Here is an 18,765-nt window from a genome sequence, read left to right on the forward strand (position 1 = left end):
ACCTATAAATGCAAGACATACTGCTATAATAAAACTATGATTTATCTCATTACCGCACTCGATGCCGAAGCCAGACCTTTATGTGAATATTATCATCTTAAACGCGATACGTCGCTCCCCTACACCCTCTATAAAAATGAGGAGATAGTGTTAGCGGTGAGCGGAATGGGGCGAACGAATGCGTTAATGGCGGTGAGTGCGTTGCTGGGATGGCGGATCCCTGAAGAGAAGGATGTTTTGATCAATATCGGAATTTGCGGAGCACCCTCAGATTATAGAATCGGTGAACCGTTGCTGATTCATCAAATTTTGGATGGAGATCGCCGCTATTATCCTGACATTCTCTATACCCATTGTCTCCGTGAAACGTCAATGAGGTGTGTTGATACCCCCCAATCAGTGCTTAGTGACTATCCGGTTGATATGGAGAGCGGTGCTATTTTTCAAGCCGCATCCCGCTTTTTCAAACTCCATCAAATGGCATTTCTTAAAATCGTCTCCGATCACTGTACTCCCGAACTCGTGACGAAAGAGGGGGTTATGGAACTTTTCCGTTCTCACGTGAATACCTTGGATAGTCTTATCTCAAGGTTGTGCACTATACAGAAAGAACCGTCGTTGTTTTCCGCAGATGAACGGAACACAATCGAGAGTCTTAAAGCCCATTTCACGAAAAGCCAAGGGGATTCTCTCGAAGATGCACTCACTTATTTTCGACTCAGAGATAAAGGGGAATTCCCGTGCTTGAATCCTCTGATCCCGAACTCCAAACGTGAAAGGAGCCAACTGCTTGAAGAACTTATCGCAACCCTCACAGCCTAAGCTCTTTTCCCATCTCTATATCGAGCGGGGTGTGCTGGATCACCCGCAGACCCAAAGGATTCGGACAAAATTTGCCGACTCGCAGGTCATACTAATCGATCATTATAAAGAGGTGTTTAACCGACCCGCACAAAGTTTCGCGGCGCAAAGCCACTCTAAAAAACTAATTCTTGCCCGAAAAGAGGGGAAATTTTTGCATGAGGGGAGCCAATACAGCGACGGTTTTGGTCATGAACAGTTCTTTTACGCTTCCAGCGTGATGGGGTGTTTGTATGACTGTGATTACTGTTATTTACAGGGGCTTTACCCATCGGCTAACACGGTGTTATTCGTTAATCTTGAAGATGCGTTTGAACAGCTACGACCCTATTTAGGGAAAGATACCCTCGTTGCGACGTCGTATGATACCGATACCCTTGCCATAGAATCGCTAACACACCAAACTTCGATGTGGTTAGATTTTGCAGATCAGTATGAGAATCTTTATCTTGAAATCCGTACTAAAAGTGCTAATATCAAGTCGCTTAAGTCGATCACCCCAAATCCGAGGGTAACACTGGCATGGACCCTCTCTCCGCAAGAGATCATCAACGCTTACGAACACGCTACCCCAAGTCTCGAAAAACGGCTCAGTGCGGCTCAAGAAGCGATCACGTTAGGATGGAACGTACGGCTTTGTATCGACCCTGTTATCTATACAGAGAAGTTTGCTATACTTTATACTGAACTGATAGAACAGATATTTAGAACCATCGATCCCGAAGCAATCGAACACCTGACATTGGGGAGTTTTCGTATGTCTCAAAGCCATCTTCGTTCCCTGAAAAAACTTCGTCGTAGCGATGTCGCTTTTTACCCCTACGTTGTACGTGATGAGATGGCGACCTATCCGGAAGGGATCGAAACGTATATTTTAGAAACACTGATGGTAAAAGCAACGCAGTATCTACCCAAAGAGAGGATCCGAACATGGCAACGGCAATCGTAAGTGGAACTAGTAGCGGAATCGGTGAAGCGATAGCGCAAGTATTACTCAAAAATGGATACACCGTTATTGGACTCAGCCGCCGCAGAGGGGATATCCATCACCCTCTATTTGAGCATTTGCCGTGTGATTTGAGCGATTTGGTAGTGGTTGATATCCTTCAGAAAAAACTTTCCGAGGTTGAGGATTTGGAAATTTTGGTCAACGCCGCCGGATTCGGGCGGTTTGAGCCTCATGAAGAGCTCAGTTCCAAAACGATCACCGATATGATCGCCTTGAATCTCACCACTCCGATTTTACTTTCTAATGCATTGATGCGTCCTTTGAAAAAGTCCAAAGGGATGATCCTCAATATCACCAGTATCGAGGCGACCCGCCACTCCAAGTTTTCCGCCCTTTACAGTGCTACCAAAGCGGGACTGCGAGCATTTGGGTTGACCCTTTTTGAGGAAACCCGTAACAGCGGGGTCAAAGTGGTCACAATCAACCCCGATATGACGGAAACGCCGTTTTTTGACGGGTTTCGTTTTGGAGTCGGAAAAGAGGAGGATATGAAACTGCTGACTTCCGATATTGTCCAAGCTGTCCAATACCTTTTGGATACGCGTGAGGGGATTTGTGTAAGTGAAATGACAATTCGCTCTCAAAGGTTCGGGATAACCAAAAAACAGTAAGCGGAACTTTTTTTGCTTGGGTGTAGTTGACTAAATATTTAACCGTTATGGTCGATATAGATTACACTACATACAAAAGGATTTGTGATGGCAGGGACTGTTAGCTCTCTCGGTATCGGTTCAAGTGTTTTGACGGCGGACGTTATTGATAAACTAAAAGCTGCAGATACCGCTAATATCGTTACTCCGATTGATAATAAAATTACACTTCAAGCACAAAAAGATAGCGCATTAGATCTGTTAAACAGCCTTTTGGGCTCTTTTAAATCTAGCGTCAGTAGCTTATCCGATGATACTCTTTATCAAAAAAGAACGGTTTCGGGAAATTCGGATGCGGTGAGCGTAAGCGCTTTATCCGGAAGCGCTATTCAGTCTTTTTCGATCAGCGATACGGTGATGGCTAAAAAAAGTATTCTCGAATCAGGGTCTTTTTCATCGACGACAGCTACGGTATCAAGCGGATCCGGGACAATGTCACTCGCGATTGACGGTGAAACTTTTAATATGGATTACACAAGCAGTACCACTTTGACCGATCTCAAAGAATCAATCAACACAAAAGCCGGAGCAAAAGTGACGGCATCGATTTTACAAACGGGGGCGAATGAGTACCATCTCGTTTTGACTTCCAAAGAGACGGGAGCAGATCAAACTATTTCTCTTTCGGACTCGGCGGGCGGAACCTTGAAAAACGAGTTGAAAACATATGATGTTGCGACTAATCCGACAGGGGTTCAAAGCATTCAAACAGCCAGTGATGCCTCATTCAAATACAATGGAATCAGCATTACGAGAGCGTCAAACAGTGTTAGTGATTTGATTATAGGTGTAACGATCAATTTACTCCAAGATGGTGGAAGTACCAATATCGGAATATCCCAGAATACTACGGCTATCAGCGATGAGATGAGCAATTTAGCGACGAGTTATAACACCCTTACTAAACAACTTGATGAGATGACGCTAGCGGATCTTGACAATGGTAAAGTAGGGATTTTTAACGGTGATAATACGATTAAATCCATTAAACGCGAAATAACGAAAATGTTAACTTCGATGAATTCAGATGGAAACTCACTTGCTCAGTACGGTATTGGATTGGGTGAAGACGGTACGATGACGTTTACGAAAAGTGAATTCGATACCAAAATGAGCAGTGATGCCACCGGACTAGAAGCTTTTTTCAGCGGATCAACCAGTGAGTCGGGAGAATATACTGAGGGAATTTTCGGATATCTTGATGAGCTTCTTGATTCTTATACAAGCTCAAGCGGTTTGATGAGTAATCTTCTGAACGGGTCAGATACTGAGACAAAAGCATTAAAAGAAGAGAGAACACGGGCTGCTGATCTTTTAACGGCACGCTATGATACGATGACGGCACGTTTTGCGATGTATGATGCGATAATCAGTAAACTCAATAGTCAGTTTTCTTCTTTACAAATGCAAATTGATGCAATGGCGAACAGTAGCAGCTAAGGGTAATTATTCATTATTTTTTTGGCATTAAAATTGCTTTACAGTAATAACTGTTTAGAGGGGTTAATGTCATGCTCAACGGAAAAAATATTCTCATAACCGGTGGAACCGGGAGTTTTGGAAAGCAGTTTGTAAAAACAATTCTAAAGCACTACAAACCTAATAAAATCATTATTTATTCACGTGATGAACTTAAACAATACGAAATGGCACAGCGGTTTAACGACCCGTGTATGCGTTATTTTATCGGTGATGTTCGAGATTTGACACGCTTGGAAAATGCCATGAACGGTGTCGACTATGTTGTACACGCGGCAGCGCTTAAACATGTCCCTATAGCCGAATACAATCCGATGGAGTGTATCAAAACCAATATCAACGGCGCACAAAATGTGATCGATGCCGCATTGCATTGCGGTGTTAGCCGTGTTATTGCCCTATCCACCGATAAAGCCGCAAGCCCTATCAACCTCTACGGCGCCACCAAGCTCGCAAGCGATAAGCTCTTTGTCGCGGCGAACAATATCCGAGGGGGAAAAGATATTCGATTCGCCGTTGTCCGTTATGGGAATGTTTTAGGTTCCCGCGGTTCGGTCGTCCCGTTTTTCCAAAAGCTGATTGAGCAGGGGGCGAGCGAACTCCCTATCACCGATGAGCGGATGACACGTTTTTGGATCACTCTCCAAGAGGGGGTCGATTTTGTGTTGAAAAACTTTCAACGTATGCATGGGGGAGAGACCTTTATCCCGAAAATTCCGTCGATGAAAGTGGTAGACGTCGCCCGCACTATCGCCCCGAATCTTCCTCATAAAAATGTTGGTATCCGCCCGGGTGAAAAAATGCACGAAGTAATGTGCCCACGGGATGATTCCCATCTGACGTTAGAATTTCATGACCATTATGTGATTAAACCGACGATCCAATTTACTGAAACTGCCGATTTTTCAAAAAATAATTGTGGCGAGATCGGAACACCGGTCGAATACGGATTTAAATACAGCTCTGAAAGCAACACGGAGTGGCTCACTAGCGAAGCACTGTTAGAGAAAATCGCTCTCACCCAAAGTGAAGAGAAATGATTCCGTATTCGACTCAATTTATCGAAGAGGATGATATTGCCGCCGTTGTGGATGTCTTAAAAAGCTCCCATCTAACACAGGGTGCAAAGGTCGAGGCGTTTGAAGACGCGATTGCCCAGTATGTGGGTGCGCGCTATTGTGTCACATTTAACTCCGCGACGTCAGCGTTGTTAGGTGCGTATGCCGTTGCGGAAATCTCGGGAAACGATGAGATCATTACCACCCCCATCAGTTTTGTCGCAACGTCGAATATGGCGATTGCACTCGGGGCAAAACCGATTTTTTGTGATATTAAAATGGATGGAAATATCGACGAATCGTTGATCGAATCGCTCATCACTCCCCAAACCCGCGCACTCGTACCCGTCGATTTTGCCGGTAAACCGGTTGCGATTGAGGCAATCAAAGAAATAGCCAAGAAACACAATCTCCTCGTCATCGAAGATTCTTCCCACGCTTTGGGAAGCGGTATCGGCAACCAAAAAATCGGTTCCTTTGCCGACATGAGTATCTTTAGTTTCCATGCGATCAAACCGATCACGACGGGAGAGGGGGGTGCGGTGGTGACGAACGACGAAGCATTCGCCAAGAAGTTAAAACTCTTCCGCTCGCACGGCATCATCAAAAAACAGCTTTGGAACTCCGATATGGTGAGTTTAGGGCATAATTTCCGCCTTAGCGAATTTGCCGCCGCATTGGGGTACTCTCAGTTGCATAAACTGGATCGATTTCTCCAAACGCGCAATGAAATCGCCCGATATTACGATGAGCGTTTTGCAGGTCATAAACTCTTTGCAACGATTACTATTGACCCGAATGAGCAAAGTGCGCGTCACCTTTATCCGTTGCTTCTATCTCCTGCATTGCATTGCGTGAAAGAGGATATTTTCACCGAGTTGCAAACACGTGGATTAGGGGTTCAGGTTCACTACAAACCGATCTATCAAAACAGTTTTTACAAAGAGCGTTTTGGAGAACAACGGCTTACAACCACAGAACTTTTTTATAAAAGTGAACTCTCCATTCCGTGTCATCAAAAGATGACGTTAGAAGATGCCGTCATGGTCGCCGATACGGTTCTTGACGTGATGGAAGCCCATTCTCACCGAGGATGCAGTTTTTAAAGGAGCATTAATGCGTGTCGCCATTATCCCCGCCCGTGGCGGAAGCAAACGGATACCCCGTAAAAATATAAAACCTTTTGCCGGACTCCCTATCATCGCCCACAGTATCAAAGCGGCGCAGGAGTCGGGACTGTTTGATCGTATCGTTGTCACGACCGATGATGAAGAGATCGCCGACGTGGCACGCAGTTACGGTGCCGAGATCCCTTTTATGCGGCCCAAAGAGCTGAGTGACGATCACACTGCGACTATTCCCGTTATCGCTCACGCCATCCAAACACTTCAAAACGATTCGGTTATCGAGTATGCCTGCTGTATCTATGCGACAGCCCCGTTTATCCGAGCAGAAGATATTCAAAATACCTATAACGCCCTTATCACCCATAACAAACAGTACGCATTTGCTGTTACGACGTTCCCGTTTCCGATTCAGCGCGGCGTGAAGCGTGACGAGAGGGGAAATATCGAAATGTTTTATCCGGAACATTTCGCAACGCGCTCACAAGATCTCGAAGAGGCGTATCACGATGTGGGACAATTTTACTGGGGGACGCGGGACGCATGGCTGGAGGGGAGAGCAATCTTCTCCGATGCGGCGACAACGATTGTTTTGCCGCGTCATCTGGTGCAGGACATCGATACGTTGGAGGACTGGACGCGCGCCGAGTTGATGCACAAAGTGCTCCAAGCGCTATGAACCTCCTTATCCGTGCCGACTCTTCGAGTACTATCGGGTTGGGGCACATTATGCGCGATGTGGTGTTCGCCGCTCAACATCCGCAGGAGAGGGTACGGTTTGCTTGCCAAAATTTGAGCGGCAATATCATCGATCAGATTCCCTATCCCGTCGATCTTCTAACATCAAATGATCCCGATGAGCTGATAGCGCTAATACGAGAGCAAAATATCGATAGGGTGGTGTTCGATCACTACGGTATCGATGCCGTTTTCGAGAAAAAAATCAAAGATGCTTGCGGAGTTACGATCCTCTCGTTTGATGATACCTATGAGGCTCATTATTGCGACATCCTCCTCAACCACAATATCTCGGCGGATCCGACTCGATACCGTGGATTGGTTCCTGAACATTGTGAACTTCACTGCGGTGCGGAGTACACGCTGATACGCGATGAGTTTAAAACCGAAAAAGAGATCCATAGAAAAAAACTCTACGATATTTTTATTGCGATGGGGGGGACTGACCCGAGCAATGCTACGATGAAGATACTCTCAACCCTAAGCGATGATTTGAGAGTCTGTGTCGTAACGACATCGGGGAACTCACATGTGAGTGAACTCAAAACCTTTGTCCAAACGAAAAAAAATATGACGTTAGAGGTCGATTCTGCGCGGATCGCACAACTCCTCCATCAAAGTTGCTTGGCGATCATCACCCCGAGCGTCATGGTGCATGAGGTGTTGTTTATGGAGATCCCTTTTATCGCCGTACAAACGGTGGCTAATCAAGAGGATATGTTTGTCTATTTAGAAAAAGAGGGGTATACCGTGCTAAAGGAGTGGGATGCAAGTGCGATTGCTCGATTTTACAACACTTGATACACAGCTACTAACAACGGTGTTAGCATGGCGTAACCATAGCGATATTCGGCGTTGGATGCTGAGCGATGATGAGATTTCGCTGGAAAATCATCTGCAGTTTGTTGAATCTCTAAAAAACAGAGCGGATAAACGCTATTTTTTGGTTCAGCGAGAGGGTGAAGCGATCGGTGTGATCGACTTTACCGATATTACCCAAAACTCTGCCGAAATCGGGATTTATGCCAACCCACAGATGCGCGGAGTGGGCGAAGCATTGATGAACGCTCTGCTCGAGTATGGCTTTTCAACGCTTGGGGTGACAATGTTGATCGCGAGTGTTTTTGCCGACAACGAGCGGGCTAAACATTTGTACGAAAAATTCGATTTTACAGAGACAAACCGAACCGCGTATGAAAAAAGAGAAATGATTAGAATGGAGCTGTATCAATGAACATCGGACACCATAATATGGATGAGAAAGTATTTATTATCGCTGAGCTCTCTGCCAACCATAACGGTTCCCTCGATACGGCACTCAAAACGATTGATGCGATGAAGACTTCGGGTGCCGACGCGATCAAGCTCCAAACCTATACCCCCGACACGATTACCCTCGATTGCGACAGTGAGATGTTTACGATTTCACAGGGGACGCTCTGGGACAAACGGAAATTTCATGATCTCTATGCAGAGGCAATGACGCCGTGGGAGTGGCATAGCATCCTCTTCGATCATGCCAAAAGTCTTGGGATGGAGGCCTTTTCCTCTCCGTTTGATAACAGTGCCGTCGATTTTTTATCCCAGTTGGACGTTCCGGCCTATAAAATCGCCAGTTTCGAGATCACTGATATCCCTCTCATCGAGTACACTGCAGCACAAGGTAAGCCGATCATCATCTCTACCGGTATCGCGACGCTAAGTGACATCGAAGAGGCTTTGAATGCGTGTCGGCGCGTGGGGAATGATCAGATTACCTTACTCAAATGCACCTCCGCTTATCCTGCCGCATTGGAGGAGATGAATCTCCTCACGATTAGCGATATGAAAACCCGATTTGGGGTGAATGTAGGGCTCTCCGATCATACGATGAGTCTCGCCGCCCCTGTTGCCGCCGTTGCTTTGGGAGCACGGGTGATCGAGAAGCATTTTATTCTCAATCGAGGTATGGGGGGAGCTGATAGTGCATTTAGTTTGGAACCCCATGAGTTTAAAGCGATGGTGGATGCGGTGCGCGACACCGAAAAACTTTTGGGGAAAGTGACGTATGAATTAAGTCCGAAGAGTTTGAAATCACGGGAGTTTTCGCGCAGTCTGTTTATTTCTGAAGATGTTAAAGCGGGCGAAACCATCAGTGTCTCAAACGTTCGATCCGTCCGTCCGGGATTCGGGTTGCCGCCCAAATATCTCAAAGAGATAATAGGAAAAAAATTCAAAGAGGATATTGGCAAAGGAACACCGCTCTCTTGGGATCACATCTTATGAAAATCGTCGTCGTATCCCATGATGCGGGAAGCTCTGAGATACTGTGCGCATTGATTCGCGAGTATTTCGATCTTTGTTCGTGGCATATTTTTGCACTGCCGCAAAGTCCTATGGGGCGAGCGTGTGAGCGGTATAATCTCCCCTTCACCCCAATCGGTGATCCCGAGCAACAGCTTCGTGACATTCAGCCCGATCTGTTGCTGTTCGGAACGGGATGGCAGGAGAAGATTGAGCGCCCCTTTGTCCGTTTTTGCAAAGAACACGCCATAGCGACGGTCGCTTTTTTGGATCATTGGAGCAATTATCGTGAGCGGTTCGGATTTCCCGATGAGGGGTGGGAAGAGAATCTGGGAGATTTTACGGCGGTACATGATGAGAGGGGGTATTCGCTTGCCCTCTCGATGGATTTACCAAATCCGTTAAAACTCCCTAACCATTATCTCATACGTCTTATTGAGGAAGCGGTACAGCGGAAAGTTGAGGTAGGTAAGACGCTGTTGTTTTTAAGCGAACCGACCGACAGTGTTGCTCAGAAAACGTACGGTGACCCCCTTTACTGGGGATTTACCCAATATACGGCATTGGAAGATATATTAGAACATTTTGAAGATTTTCAATGTGAAGATTTAATTATTCGTCTCCATCCGAGTGAAAAGTCTTCAAACTATGATGCAATACTGGAGCGTTACTCAAATATATTGGTACAAATTCATGACATCCATTCTGTAGATTTGATTGATGAACTTTTGTATGCCAAAGTGATTATCGGATTTGACACGATGGCTCTTTATATTGCAGCACTTTTAGGTAAATCGGTTATTTCGTATCTTCCTACCAAAGCGCGAGAGTTTCTTCTCCCTTTGCCAAAAAATCGTCAGTTAAATCATTTGAGCAACCTTTCTAATGAACTTTTACTTGGGTATTCTTTACACATGGATAAATTCGGTATGGATTTTGCTACATTTATAAATACTGTTAAAAAGGTTGATTGAATGGGCAAGACCCAACTTAATGCACTTATAATCGGAGCCGGAAGTATCGGCGGCCTTATCGACTCTCCGGCATCGGATGCTATTGCCAGCCATGCTCATGCTTATGAACTTTGTCCCTCAACGCAATTGGGCGCTATATGCGAACCCTCAGAACTTAATGTTTTTGCATTTATGGAGCGATGGGGCGAGGTTCAACGCTATTTTTCGATCGATGATGTCAGTGCAGACGAACACTACGATATCGTTTCTATTTCTTCATCAACCGCCTCTCATTTTAGGGATCTCACAACGTTGCTAAAACGGACAGATTGTTCAATGATATTGTGTGAAAAGCCGGTGGTTGCTTCCAAAGAAGAGTTTCATTCTCTCATCAGTGCACTCCAAAATAGCGATAAAAAGATTCTGATTCATTTGATGCGTCGATACAATAAAGCTTTTATCGCTCTCTCCGCACGAATAAAAAATGATGAATTTGGAAAAGCTTTGGGTTTTCAAGGGGTGTGTGCAAAAGGGTTGCTTCATAACGGCTCACATTTATTGGGTGTTTTGAGTCACTTTTTGGGATATTTGAGTGCAATTAAACCGTTTAGAGCCTCGTATTGTAACGATGATGTATGCGGTGAATTCGGAATCTCACTAAAAAATGGAGACGGAAACATATCGGTTCTAAAATCTCCTGATTATTCGCTGTTTGAACTTACGATTTGGTTTGAAAAGGGAGTGATAAAAGTGCTTGAGGGGGGCGATAAAATCGAGATTTATTCACGTATCCCTTCCAGCACTTATGAGGGATATTTTACCCTTGCATTGCATGAGAGCATTACGACTAACCTTTCTCGTTATGCCCTTGACTCGGTAGAATTTTTGATTCGTGAGAGCGATCAAACGTGCAGTGAAATTTTTAAAGAACATCTTCACATTCATGAACTTATTTTTCAAGCGTTCATAAAAGTATATCCGTCATGAAGCTCGCAATTCAGGGAGGAGAGAAACTTCGTACGGCTCCATTTCCCCCCTATAACACGATCGGAATCGAAGAAGAAGATGCCGTATTGCGGGTATTGCGCAGCGGAAAACTCTCTACTTTTTTAGGGACATGGCATGATGATTTTTACGGAGGGCCTGAAGTCCGCGCTTTGGAGTCTGAATGGGCTGAATATTTCGGAGTTAAACACGCGATTAGTGTCAACTCCGCTACATCGGGGCTTTATGCCGCAGTCGGAGCGTGCGGAATCACTCCGGGTGATGAGGTGATCGTCAGCGCTTACACGATGAGTGCATCGGCGACCGCCGCCCTTGTGTACGGCGCTATCCCCATCTTTGCCGACATCGAAGAGGATTTTTATTGTTTGGATGTCAAAAGCATCGAAGCCAAAATTACCGCGAAAACCAAAGCGATCATTGTTGTTGATATTTTCGGTCAGCCTTATGATGCGGAAGCGATCAATGCTCTGGCAAAAAAGTATAATCTCTTTGTGATCGAAGATACAGCACAAGCCCCCGGAGCGATGTTGCATGAAAAATATGCGGGAACACTTGGCGACATCGGGGTTTACTCACTCAATTACCACAAACATATTCACAGTGGAGAGGGGGGAATTATCGTGACCGATGACGATGTGCTAGCCGATAAAATCCGCCTGATCCGCAACCATGCCGAAGCGGTTCTCTCCGCACGGGGGATCAAAGATAGAGCAGAGTTGATTAATATGGTCGGTTATAACTACCGAATGACCGAGATCGAAGCCTCTATTGCCCGATGTCAGCTCAAAAAACTCCCCTCATTACTCGCACAAAGGCTCGAAAACACTGAGTACCTCAATGAGCAGTTAGGACAAATCCCCTGCATAAAACCGACCAAAATTCGTGAGGGGGCTAAGCACGCTTTTTACGTCCATCCGTTGCAGTTTGATGCCGAGGTCGCACAAATGCACCGAAACCGTTTTATCGATGCGGTAAAAGCGGAACTCCCTCCGACGCTGTTACGCGAAGAGTCGGTGGTACTGCTCAGTTACGGGTACGTTAAACCGCTCTATCTTCAGCCTCTCTATCAAGAGAGGATTGCATTCGGACGAGACGGATATCCGTTTACCCTCAGCGAGGTTACGTATCCGAAAGGACTTTGTCCGATAACCGAAGAGATGCATTTTACCCGCCTTGTCACCCATGAATTTATGCGTCCGGGAATGATGAAAAGTGATATGGATGATGTGGTGAATGCATTTCAGAAAGTGTGGGGAAACCGCTCGGAGCTTTTATGAGATTAGAGGGAGAACAAGTTTATTTACGTCCGCTTGAGCTACGTGATGCAGACGGAGGGTACCCTTTATGGCTTAATGATCCCGAAGTGTGTCGCTATAACTCACACGGCGAGATTTTGTATACGCGGGAAATGGCTCAGACGTATATTGAAAATGTAGTCAATAACCCCTCTTGCACCGTTTTTGCGATTTGTTTGCGAGAGGATGACCGTCATGTCGGCAATATCTCTCTCCAACAGATTTCAGCTAAAAACAGCAGTGCCGAGTTTGCAATTTTGATCGGAGACCCTTTAGTGTATGGAAAAGGGATCGGATATGAAGCGGGAACGCTACTACTGGGGTATGCTTTTAATGTCTTAAAGTTGCACCGTCTTTATTGCGGCACTCACACGGACAATGTTGCAATGCAGAAATTAGCCCTCAAACTGGGTATGAGCGAAGAGGGGCATAGACGTGATGCCTTTTTTAAAAACGGTCATTTTGCCGATATAGTGGAATATGGAATTTTAGCGGATGAATATACAGAGGGATTAAGATGAGACGGTGCAAAACGTGTGTCGAAACCGATACCCGTCCTACAACGGATTTTGATGAGCATGGCGTGTGTCTCCCTTGCCGTTCTGTTTCGCTTACCAGTGTCGAAGCGATCGATTGGGAGGAACGTAATGCGATCTTGAAAGAGATCGTTGTATGGGGGAAAGCACACAGCGGTCCCTCAGGATACGATTGCATTATCGGTGTTAGCGGAGGAAAAGACAGTACGCGTCAAGCCCTTTTTGCACGTGAAATAGGTTTGAACCCTTTGCTCGTTTCGTGCGTCTATCCCCCTGAACAGCAAACAAAGCGGGGAGCGGCCAATCTAGCCAATCTCATTGAACTTGGCTTTGATACGATTGTCGTTGCACCGGCTCCGCAGATCTCTAAAAAACTGATGCGGAACTGTTTTAAAACCTTGGGGAACCTTTTTAACGCATCGGAACTTGCCCTATATGCCTCCTTGCCGATTACGGCGATTGCGTATAACATCCCTCTTATTTTGCTCGGAGAAAATCCGGGACTCTCGTTTGGAACGGATGTCGGAAGCCGTGATTACAACGGTAATAAAATGAAAAACATGAACACTCTTCAAGGTGGTGATCCGAGGCGTTTTGCTACGGATGATATGGCAGATAATCAACTCTACTGGTACCGCTATCCGAGTGATGATGCGATGGAGAGAGCCGATCTTCGGATCGTCTATCTGGGTTATTTCATGAGTGATTTTAACGATCATACAAATGCCCGTATCGCGATTGAGCATGGACTGCAAGTTCGCACCGGCGAAGATGCTAAACCCGAAAATATCGGGGGATTGGCGACGGAAGTAGCGCTGGATGATGATTTCGTAATCGTTAATCAGATGCTTAAATTCATGAAATTCGGATTCGGAAAATGTACTCAGGAAGTGGGTGTTGCTGTTCGAAATCACCTGATGAGCCGAGAAGAAGGGCTTGAACTCATACGCCGTTATGATGGAAAATGTCATCCTAAATATATTAAAGCACTCACCGATTATCTTGAAATAAGTGAAGATGAGTTTTGGGAAGTTGCCGAGCACTATCGCGGCGTAGAGTTTTTTGATCGCGATGATGCGGGAGTATGGCATTTGAAAGAAGAGCTTTACCGATGAAAAAAATCGCCATTATCGATTATGGGATGGGAAATGTCCAAAGCGTTGCCAATGCGCTCGAATTTTTGGGATATACCGCCACGATTACGGATGATCATGATCTCCTCAAAGCGGCTGATGCGTATATTCTCCCCGGTGTCGGTGCATTTGCCGAAGCGATGAACAATCTTCGCGCACGTCATTTGATCCCTTTGTTACATACGCAGGTGATCGAATCAGGCAAACCGATTTTGGGTATCTGTTTGGGAATGCAGCTGTTTTTGCAAAGCTCCGAAGAGATGGGGTTGCATGAGGGGCTTGGCTGGATCGAGGGAAAAGTGATCGCCATGACGCCTGATAGCACTTTACGAGTTCCTCATGTGGGGTGGAACAATATTGTAGCCAAAGAGGGTGCTTCCCTTTTTGCAGGGGTTGATCAAGACGCCCATTTTTATTTTGACCATTCGTATCATGTTGTGTGTGAAGAGCGTTATATCAGTGCAAAATGTCACTATGGCTCTTATGAGCTGACTGCCGCATTGCAGTATAAAAACGTGTTTGCTACACAGTTTCATCCTGAAAAAAGTCAAACCAAAGGTCTTAAACTTCTCCGCAACTTTCTCAATTTTGTCGAGGAGTATCCATGCTGAAAAAACGGCTGATTGCTTCATTGGTGATTAAAAACGGAATTGTTGTTCAAAGTATCGGATTTGAACGGTACCTCCCGATAGGAAAACCTGAAATCACGGTTGATTATTTGAATCAATGGGGAATTGATGAGATCATTATGGTGGATATTGATGCGGCGCGTGAGGGTCGATGTATTGCTCCCGAGTTGGTCAAAAGGGTCGCGAAACGATGTTTCGTCCCTTTGAGTGTCGGGGGAGGAATCACGAGCGTGGATCAGATTCATACTCTAATCCATTCAGGGGCAGATAAAATTTCACTCAATACGCAAGCGGTCGTTAATCCCTCTTTGATAGAAGAGGGGGCACGTTTTTTCGGGAGTCAGTGTATGGTGGTCTCCATTGATGCCAAACGCAGTGCGGATGGTAATTACAGAGCGTATACGCACGGCGGGAAAACGGACACAGCTTTGTCACCTGCAGCGCTTGCACAACAAGCTCAAGCGTGCGGTGCGGGAGAAATCCTGATCAACTCGATTGATCGTGACGGATATAAAAACGGATACGATATCGATTTGATTCGTAGCCTCTTGGGTGCTACCAACCTTCCTCTTATCGCTCTTGGGGGGGCAAAAGATCCCCTTTCTATGAAAGCTTTATTGGAAAGCTGTGACGTATCGGCAATCGCTGCAGGCAATTATTTTCATTTTGTCGAACACAGTGCGACGATAGCAAAAGCCTATCTTTCACGTTATTTTCCGGAACAGATTCGTCTTGATAGTTATAGCGATTATCGTGATTTTTCTTTTGATGAAATGGGTCGAATCGTAAAAAAAGAGGATAAATCCTTGCGGGATATGTTATTTGAATTTCATCCGAAGGAAGTGATATGAAGCAATGCAAACGGTGTTTATACACGGAAAATCATCCGCTCCATATCACGTTTGATGACGAAGGTATTTGCAGCGGGTGCCGAGTACATGAAGAAAAATTTACCCTCGATTGGGGTGAGAGAGAACAAAAACTTCGTATTCTGTTAGAGAGTTATCGTAATACGGATGGAATGAGTTACGATTGCATTGTTCCCATTAGCGGTGGGCGAGATTCATACTATATTGTCCATGTACTCAAAAATATTTACGGTATGAATCCGTTGCTCGTAAGTTACAACAAACACTATAACACCCATGTAGGAATCCGAAATTTTCAGTATCTCAAGACAATTTTTGATTGTGATACCTTACAAATGGTCGTTCAACCTCAAAAAGTTAAAAAGATTACCAAAGCGACGATCAAACACTTAGGAAGTATCTACTGGCATGTTCTTGCGGGGCAGAGTGTATTTCCGGTTCAGTGTGCGGTTCGTTTTAAAATACCTCTGATTATCTGGGGTGTGCATCAGGGCGTTGATCAAGTGGGTATGTATTCGCATACCGACGAAGTCGAAATGACACGACGTTATCGCAAAGAGCATGATTTGATGGGATACGAGGCAGAGGATTTACTTGTACTTGATTCTGATCTCACCCAAAATGATCTGATTCAATACGTATATCCGCACGATAAAGAGATTGAAAAAGTAGGGGTTCGCGGTATCTATTTGGGCAATTATATCCCTTGGGATACGAAAAAACAGCATGAGGAGATGATCGAAAAGTACGGGTATGAAACATTGCAGCAGCAACGTACTTTTGACAGTTACAATGATGTCGATTGCGTCCATTACTCAGGATTACACGACTATATTAAATATCTAAAATTCGGATATGCAAAAGCAACCGACCATGCGTGCCGTGAAATACGATGGGGACGTTTGAGTCGTGATGAAGCCCTTAAACTTGTCTCTGCGTATGAAGGGATTGTCCCCTCGGATACCCGCTATCTGCTTGAGTGGTTGGAGATAAGTGAAGGGGAGTTATTTAGTCTATTAGCACGGTTTCAAAAAGCAGTACCGAAGTTACCGTTGACGCAGTATTCGGCAGAACCGCCGAAGGGATGCCGATTTATCTTAACCTCTTCAAAAGTACCGAGTGTGAAAGAGGAGGGATATACCCTTTTAGAAAAAGGGTATATTGAAGCTCACTAGTGTTTTTCTTTTCCCATGATCTCTTTAGGGGCTTCGATTTCAACAATCTCCAATGAATTGTGAATAATACCGCTGAGGGTAAATAACCAATAGCGATGCGCTAAAATCCATTGGATCGCTTTGATTTGATTATCACGAGGATTATCGACATAACGCACTTTGATTTCAGCTAAATCGAGTTCTTGCTGATAGAGCATTGATTGTGCAAGGCTGGCAAAGAAATCGCGGTACACTCTACTTGTCATGATCGTTTCACGAATAGAAGAGATTTCATCCAACATTTGGATTGTCGTATCGGTATCCATCGCTTCAATCGCTTCATCCATACCGATATTTTCAAAGACTTTACACGCTTCGGTTATCAGAAGAAAACTTTTGTCAATTTTATTTTGAAGTTCTACCCCTTCAGTCATTAAAATCGTGAGCTTCTCTTTGATCTTTTTGAGATTTTTTTTGTGTTCTTTTGCGGATATCTTATCAACATGAATCTCTTTTTTCGGTGCTTCTAAAGCGTATAATTTTAATACGTCACTAAACGGCATTTCGGTTGAACCGTGAATTCTAGCACCGCCCTCCGTCGCGTTAATGGTTTCCATAACGGTGCAAGATTGTTCTATCGTTTGTTCGATAAACCGTAAAAACACTTCCCAGAAGATCATACTCTCTACCATACCGTCTCCACCGTATGCCGGGATGAGAATCGTTTCATAACGGGCATTATTATCAGCGGTGTCTATACCGTCTTTAATTTGATCTTCCCCGTAAACATGCCCTTTGCTGTGACTTGTTCCGTCTTTTCCATACGCCAAGTCTTGTCCGATAAAAGCACATTTCTCATATCCCATATGAAAGGCAACTTCATGAGCCATATTTGCGGCACTCATCCCACCGCCGACATATCCGTAATCTTGTAATTCAAAATAAAGACTTACCCCAAGCGGTCGCATTGCCAGTAAAGTGGTTCCCCCCTTAATGGCATCAAAAACTGCTTGATGCTGTAATGAAGCACATATAAAAATGATCCCCTCTTGTTCCTCTTGGGAGGTCTCTTGGAAGAATTTAGCGGTAGGCTCATCTCTTTCCATGGAGACAACGATATCCGGCTTAATCCCATAACGAACGAGAATCGGAAATGAAGCATCAACACTGATAATCGTGATATACGGTGCCGCCTCTTTTAATAGCGGGAGTTGTTTAGCAAGACTCGGACCTGTGGAGACGATTACGGCAAGCTTACTGTTTTGGTGTTTGATAAAATCACGGTATCTCGGATGTTCAACCATTCGGTACAAATTTTTTACGTGATGACGAAGACCGAGCATCGCATCTTGTATGTTGTTACCAAAAGCGGTAATAACATGTTCAAAAGATTTTAGATAAATCTCCAACGCTCCACGATAAGATTCGAGATAATGCTCGAGATAATATTCAGCAGCACTGTGGAGATAAAATACTTTGGCATAAAAGCGGACGTTCTCATTAATGACGATTTCTATGCCTCTTTGAAAAGTTAAATCTTCAGGCTGCAAAATAACGAGCCGTTTACTTTTCATGACGTCGCTAATATCGATGAGATGCAAAACAATAAAGATGAGTTCTATTTCAGGCTCAATGACAATGATTTGCTGATGTTTTGTGTTTTCAAGCAGTCGGGAAATGAGTTCTCCATCGGCGATACCGAATAAATAGAGGTATAAATATTCACGGTATTGTTTAAAATGTTCGAGGATCGCACCTTTCTCATCATGACCATATAGATAAACAGTCGATTGGGTATCGAATATTTTGTATTTTCCATCCTCCATTTGATCGAGACGATAACGTTTGTTTTCATCGATCTTTTCTAATCGAGGACAGAGAGGAGAGTCGATCTCTTGTAAGATAGCGAGATTTTTATGATATTGATTTTCCATGATTTCCCCGTATTAAGTGACTTAGTAAACAGCTATGGCAGTGAGTAGTAGATGA

General features: G+C 44.7%; 19 protein-coding genes. 18 read left to right on the plus strand and 1 reads right to left on the minus strand.

Going from position 1 to position 18,765, the window contains the following annotated elements; translation table 11 throughout:
* Nucleotides 1-36 precede the first annotated feature (36 nt).
* The 18 genes from RMO68_RS03310 (at nt 37) to RMO68_RS03395 (ending at nt 16,797) form a co-directional block, all read left to right on the plus strand.
* The gene (locus RMO68_RS03310; RefSeq protein WP_310439291.1) at nt 37-822 is read left to right on the plus strand and encodes a hypothetical protein; all 786 of its coding nucleotides are present in this window, start codon (nt 37-39) and stop codon (nt 820-822) included.
* On the plus strand, nt 791-1,810 hold the full coding sequence (locus RMO68_RS03315) for a spore photoproduct lyase family protein (protein ID WP_310439292.1): 1,020 nt from the start codon (nt 791-793) through the stop codon (nt 1,808-1,810). Before RMO68_RS03310 ends, RMO68_RS03315 begins: the two co-directional genes overlap by 32 nt.
* A complete protein-coding gene (locus RMO68_RS03320; RefSeq protein WP_310439293.1) occupies nt 1,792-2,481 on the plus strand; it encodes an SDR family oxidoreductase in 690 nt (229 codons plus the stop codon). The genes RMO68_RS03315 and RMO68_RS03320 overlap by 19 nt, the downstream gene beginning before the upstream one ends.
* Before the next feature lie 87 nt (nt 2,482-2,568).
* Entirely contained in the window at nt 2,569-3,960 is a 1,392-nt protein-coding gene (gene fliD, locus RMO68_RS03325; RefSeq protein ID WP_310439294.1) for a flagellar filament capping protein FliD, read from the plus strand.
* Nucleotides 3,961-4,031: 71 nt separating this feature from the next.
* Nucleotides 4,032-5,039 (plus strand): UDP-N-acetylglucosamine 4,6-dehydratase (inverting), encoded by a 1,008-nt coding sequence (gene pseB, locus RMO68_RS03330; protein ID WP_310439295.1) that lies wholly within the window; start codon nt 4,032-4,034, stop codon nt 5,037-5,039.
* The gene (pseC, locus tag RMO68_RS03335; RefSeq protein ID WP_310439296.1) at nt 5,036-6,163 is read left to right on the plus strand and encodes a UDP-4-amino-4,6-dideoxy-N-acetyl-beta-L-altrosamine transaminase; all 1,128 of its coding nucleotides are present in this window, start codon (nt 5,036-5,038) and stop codon (nt 6,161-6,163) included. Before pseB ends, pseC begins: the two co-directional genes overlap by 4 nt.
* A gap of 10 nt (nt 6,164-6,173) precedes the next feature.
* Nucleotides 6,174-6,860, plus strand: coding sequence for a pseudaminic acid cytidylyltransferase (pseF, locus tag RMO68_RS03340; protein ID WP_310439297.1), 687 nt, complete (start codon nt 6,174-6,176; stop codon nt 6,858-6,860).
* A gap of 50 nt (nt 6,861-6,910) precedes the next feature.
* Nucleotides 6,911-7,720 (plus strand): UDP-2,4-diacetamido-2,4,6-trideoxy-beta-L-altropyranose hydrolase, encoded by an 810-nt coding sequence (pseG, locus tag RMO68_RS03345; protein WP_310439664.1) that lies wholly within the window; start codon nt 6,911-6,913, stop codon nt 7,718-7,720.
* Complete coding sequence (gene pseH, locus RMO68_RS03350) at nt 7,686-8,153, plus strand: UDP-4-amino-4,6-dideoxy-N-acetyl-beta-L-altrosamine N-acetyltransferase (protein WP_310439298.1); 468 nt, start codon at nt 7,686-7,688, stop codon at nt 8,151-8,153. The genes pseG and pseH overlap by 35 nt, the downstream gene beginning before the upstream one ends.
* Complete coding sequence (gene pseI, locus RMO68_RS03355) at nt 8,150-9,184, plus strand: pseudaminic acid synthase (protein ID WP_310439299.1); 1,035 nt, start codon at nt 8,150-8,152, stop codon at nt 9,182-9,184. Before pseH ends, pseI begins: the two co-directional genes overlap by 4 nt.
* The gene (locus RMO68_RS03360) at nt 9,181-10,176 is read left to right on the plus strand and encodes a hypothetical protein (RefSeq protein ID WP_310439300.1); all 996 of its coding nucleotides are present in this window, start codon (nt 9,181-9,183) and stop codon (nt 10,174-10,176) included. Before pseI ends, RMO68_RS03360 begins: the two co-directional genes overlap by 4 nt.
* Entirely contained in the window at nt 10,177-11,142 is a 966-nt protein-coding gene (locus RMO68_RS03365) for a Gfo/Idh/MocA family protein (RefSeq protein ID WP_310439301.1), read from the plus strand.
* Nucleotides 11,139-12,437 (plus strand): DegT/DnrJ/EryC1/StrS family aminotransferase, encoded by a 1,299-nt coding sequence (locus tag RMO68_RS03370; RefSeq protein WP_310439302.1) that lies wholly within the window; start codon nt 11,139-11,141, stop codon nt 12,435-12,437. The genes RMO68_RS03365 and RMO68_RS03370 overlap by 4 nt, the downstream gene beginning before the upstream one ends.
* Entirely contained in the window at nt 12,434-12,976 is a 543-nt protein-coding gene (locus tag RMO68_RS03375) for a GNAT family protein (RefSeq protein ID WP_310439303.1), read from the plus strand. Before RMO68_RS03370 ends, RMO68_RS03375 begins: the two co-directional genes overlap by 4 nt.
* A complete protein-coding gene (locus RMO68_RS03380) occupies nt 12,973-14,106 on the plus strand; it encodes an N-acetyl sugar amidotransferase (RefSeq protein WP_310439304.1) in 1,134 nt (377 codons plus the stop codon). Before RMO68_RS03375 ends, RMO68_RS03380 begins: the two co-directional genes overlap by 4 nt.
* The gene (gene hisH / locus RMO68_RS03385) at nt 14,076-14,735 is read left to right on the plus strand and encodes an imidazole glycerol phosphate synthase subunit HisH (protein ID WP_310439305.1); all 660 of its coding nucleotides are present in this window, start codon (nt 14,076-14,078) and stop codon (nt 14,733-14,735) included. Before RMO68_RS03380 ends, hisH begins: the two co-directional genes overlap by 31 nt.
* On the plus strand, nt 14,729-15,604 hold the full coding sequence (locus tag RMO68_RS03390) for an imidazole glycerol phosphate synthase cyclase subunit (protein ID WP_310439307.1): 876 nt from the start codon (nt 14,729-14,731) through the stop codon (nt 15,602-15,604). The genes hisH and RMO68_RS03390 overlap by 7 nt, the downstream gene beginning before the upstream one ends.
* Entirely contained in the window at nt 15,601-16,797 is a 1,197-nt protein-coding gene (locus RMO68_RS03395) for an N-acetyl sugar amidotransferase (RefSeq protein WP_310439308.1), read from the plus strand. Before RMO68_RS03390 ends, RMO68_RS03395 begins: the two co-directional genes overlap by 4 nt.
* Here RMO68_RS03395 and RMO68_RS03400 read toward each other — a convergent pair.
* Nucleotides 16,794-18,710, minus strand: a complete 1,917-nt coding sequence (locus RMO68_RS03400) for a motility associated factor glycosyltransferase family protein (protein WP_310439309.1) — start codon at nt 18,708-18,710, stop codon at nt 16,794-16,796. The genes RMO68_RS03395 and RMO68_RS03400 overlap by 4 nt on opposite strands.
* Nucleotides 18,711-18,765 lie beyond the last annotated feature (55 nt).

Origin of the sequence: Sulfuricurvum sp., from assembly GCF_031427015.1 — a bacterium.
Lineage (GTDB): Bacteria > Campylobacterota > Campylobacteria > Campylobacterales > Sulfurimonadaceae > Sulfuricurvum.

Bases quoted from the DNA above. Each gene is read 5' to 3' on its own strand.
- RMO68_RS03310 (WP_310439291.1), top strand. From the start codon at position 37: ATGATTTATCTCATTACCGCACTCGATGCCGAAGCCAGACCTTTATGT.
- RMO68_RS03320 (WP_310439293.1), top strand. From the start codon at position 1,792: ATGGCAACGGCAATCGTAAGTGGAACTAGTAGCGGAATCGGTGAAGCG.
- fliD (WP_310439294.1), top strand. From the start codon at position 2,569: ATGGCAGGGACTGTTAGCTCTCTCGGTATCGGTTCAAGTGTTTTGACG.
- pseB (WP_310439295.1), top strand. From the start codon at position 4,032: ATGCTCAACGGAAAAAATATTCTCATAACCGGTGGAACCGGGAGTTTT.
- pseC (WP_310439296.1), top strand. From the start codon at position 5,036: ATGATTCCGTATTCGACTCAATTTATCGAAGAGGATGATATTGCCGCC.
- pseF (WP_310439297.1), top strand. From the start codon at position 6,174: ATGCGTGTCGCCATTATCCCCGCCCGTGGCGGAAGCAAACGGATACCC.
- pseG (WP_310439664.1), top strand. From the start codon at position 6,911: ATGCGCGATGTGGTGTTCGCCGCTCAACATCCGCAGGAGAGGGTACGG.
- pseH (WP_310439298.1), top strand. From the start codon at position 7,686: ATGCAAGTGCGATTGCTCGATTTTACAACACTTGATACACAGCTACTA.
- pseI (WP_310439299.1), top strand. From the start codon at position 8,150: ATGAACATCGGACACCATAATATGGATGAGAAAGTATTTATTATCGCT.
- RMO68_RS03360 (WP_310439300.1), top strand. From the start codon at position 9,181: ATGAAAATCGTCGTCGTATCCCATGATGCGGGAAGCTCTGAGATACTG.
- RMO68_RS03365 (WP_310439301.1), top strand. From the start codon at position 10,177: ATGGGCAAGACCCAACTTAATGCACTTATAATCGGAGCCGGAAGTATC.
- RMO68_RS03370 (WP_310439302.1), top strand. From the start codon at position 11,139: ATGAAGCTCGCAATTCAGGGAGGAGAGAAACTTCGTACGGCTCCATTT.
- RMO68_RS03375 (WP_310439303.1), top strand. From the start codon at position 12,434: ATGAGATTAGAGGGAGAACAAGTTTATTTACGTCCGCTTGAGCTACGT.
- RMO68_RS03380 (WP_310439304.1), top strand. From the start codon at position 12,973: ATGAGACGGTGCAAAACGTGTGTCGAAACCGATACCCGTCCTACAACG.
- hisH (WP_310439305.1), top strand. From the start codon at position 14,076: ATGGCATTTGAAAGAAGAGCTTTACCGATGAAAAAAATCGCCATTATC.
- RMO68_RS03390 (WP_310439307.1), top strand. From the start codon at position 14,729: ATGCTGAAAAAACGGCTGATTGCTTCATTGGTGATTAAAAACGGAATT.
- RMO68_RS03395 (WP_310439308.1), top strand. From the start codon at position 15,601: ATGAAGCAATGCAAACGGTGTTTATACACGGAAAATCATCCGCTCCAT.
- RMO68_RS03400 (WP_310439309.1), bottom strand. From the start codon at position 18,710: ATGGAAAATCAATATCATAAAAATCTCGCTATCTTACAAGAGATCGAC.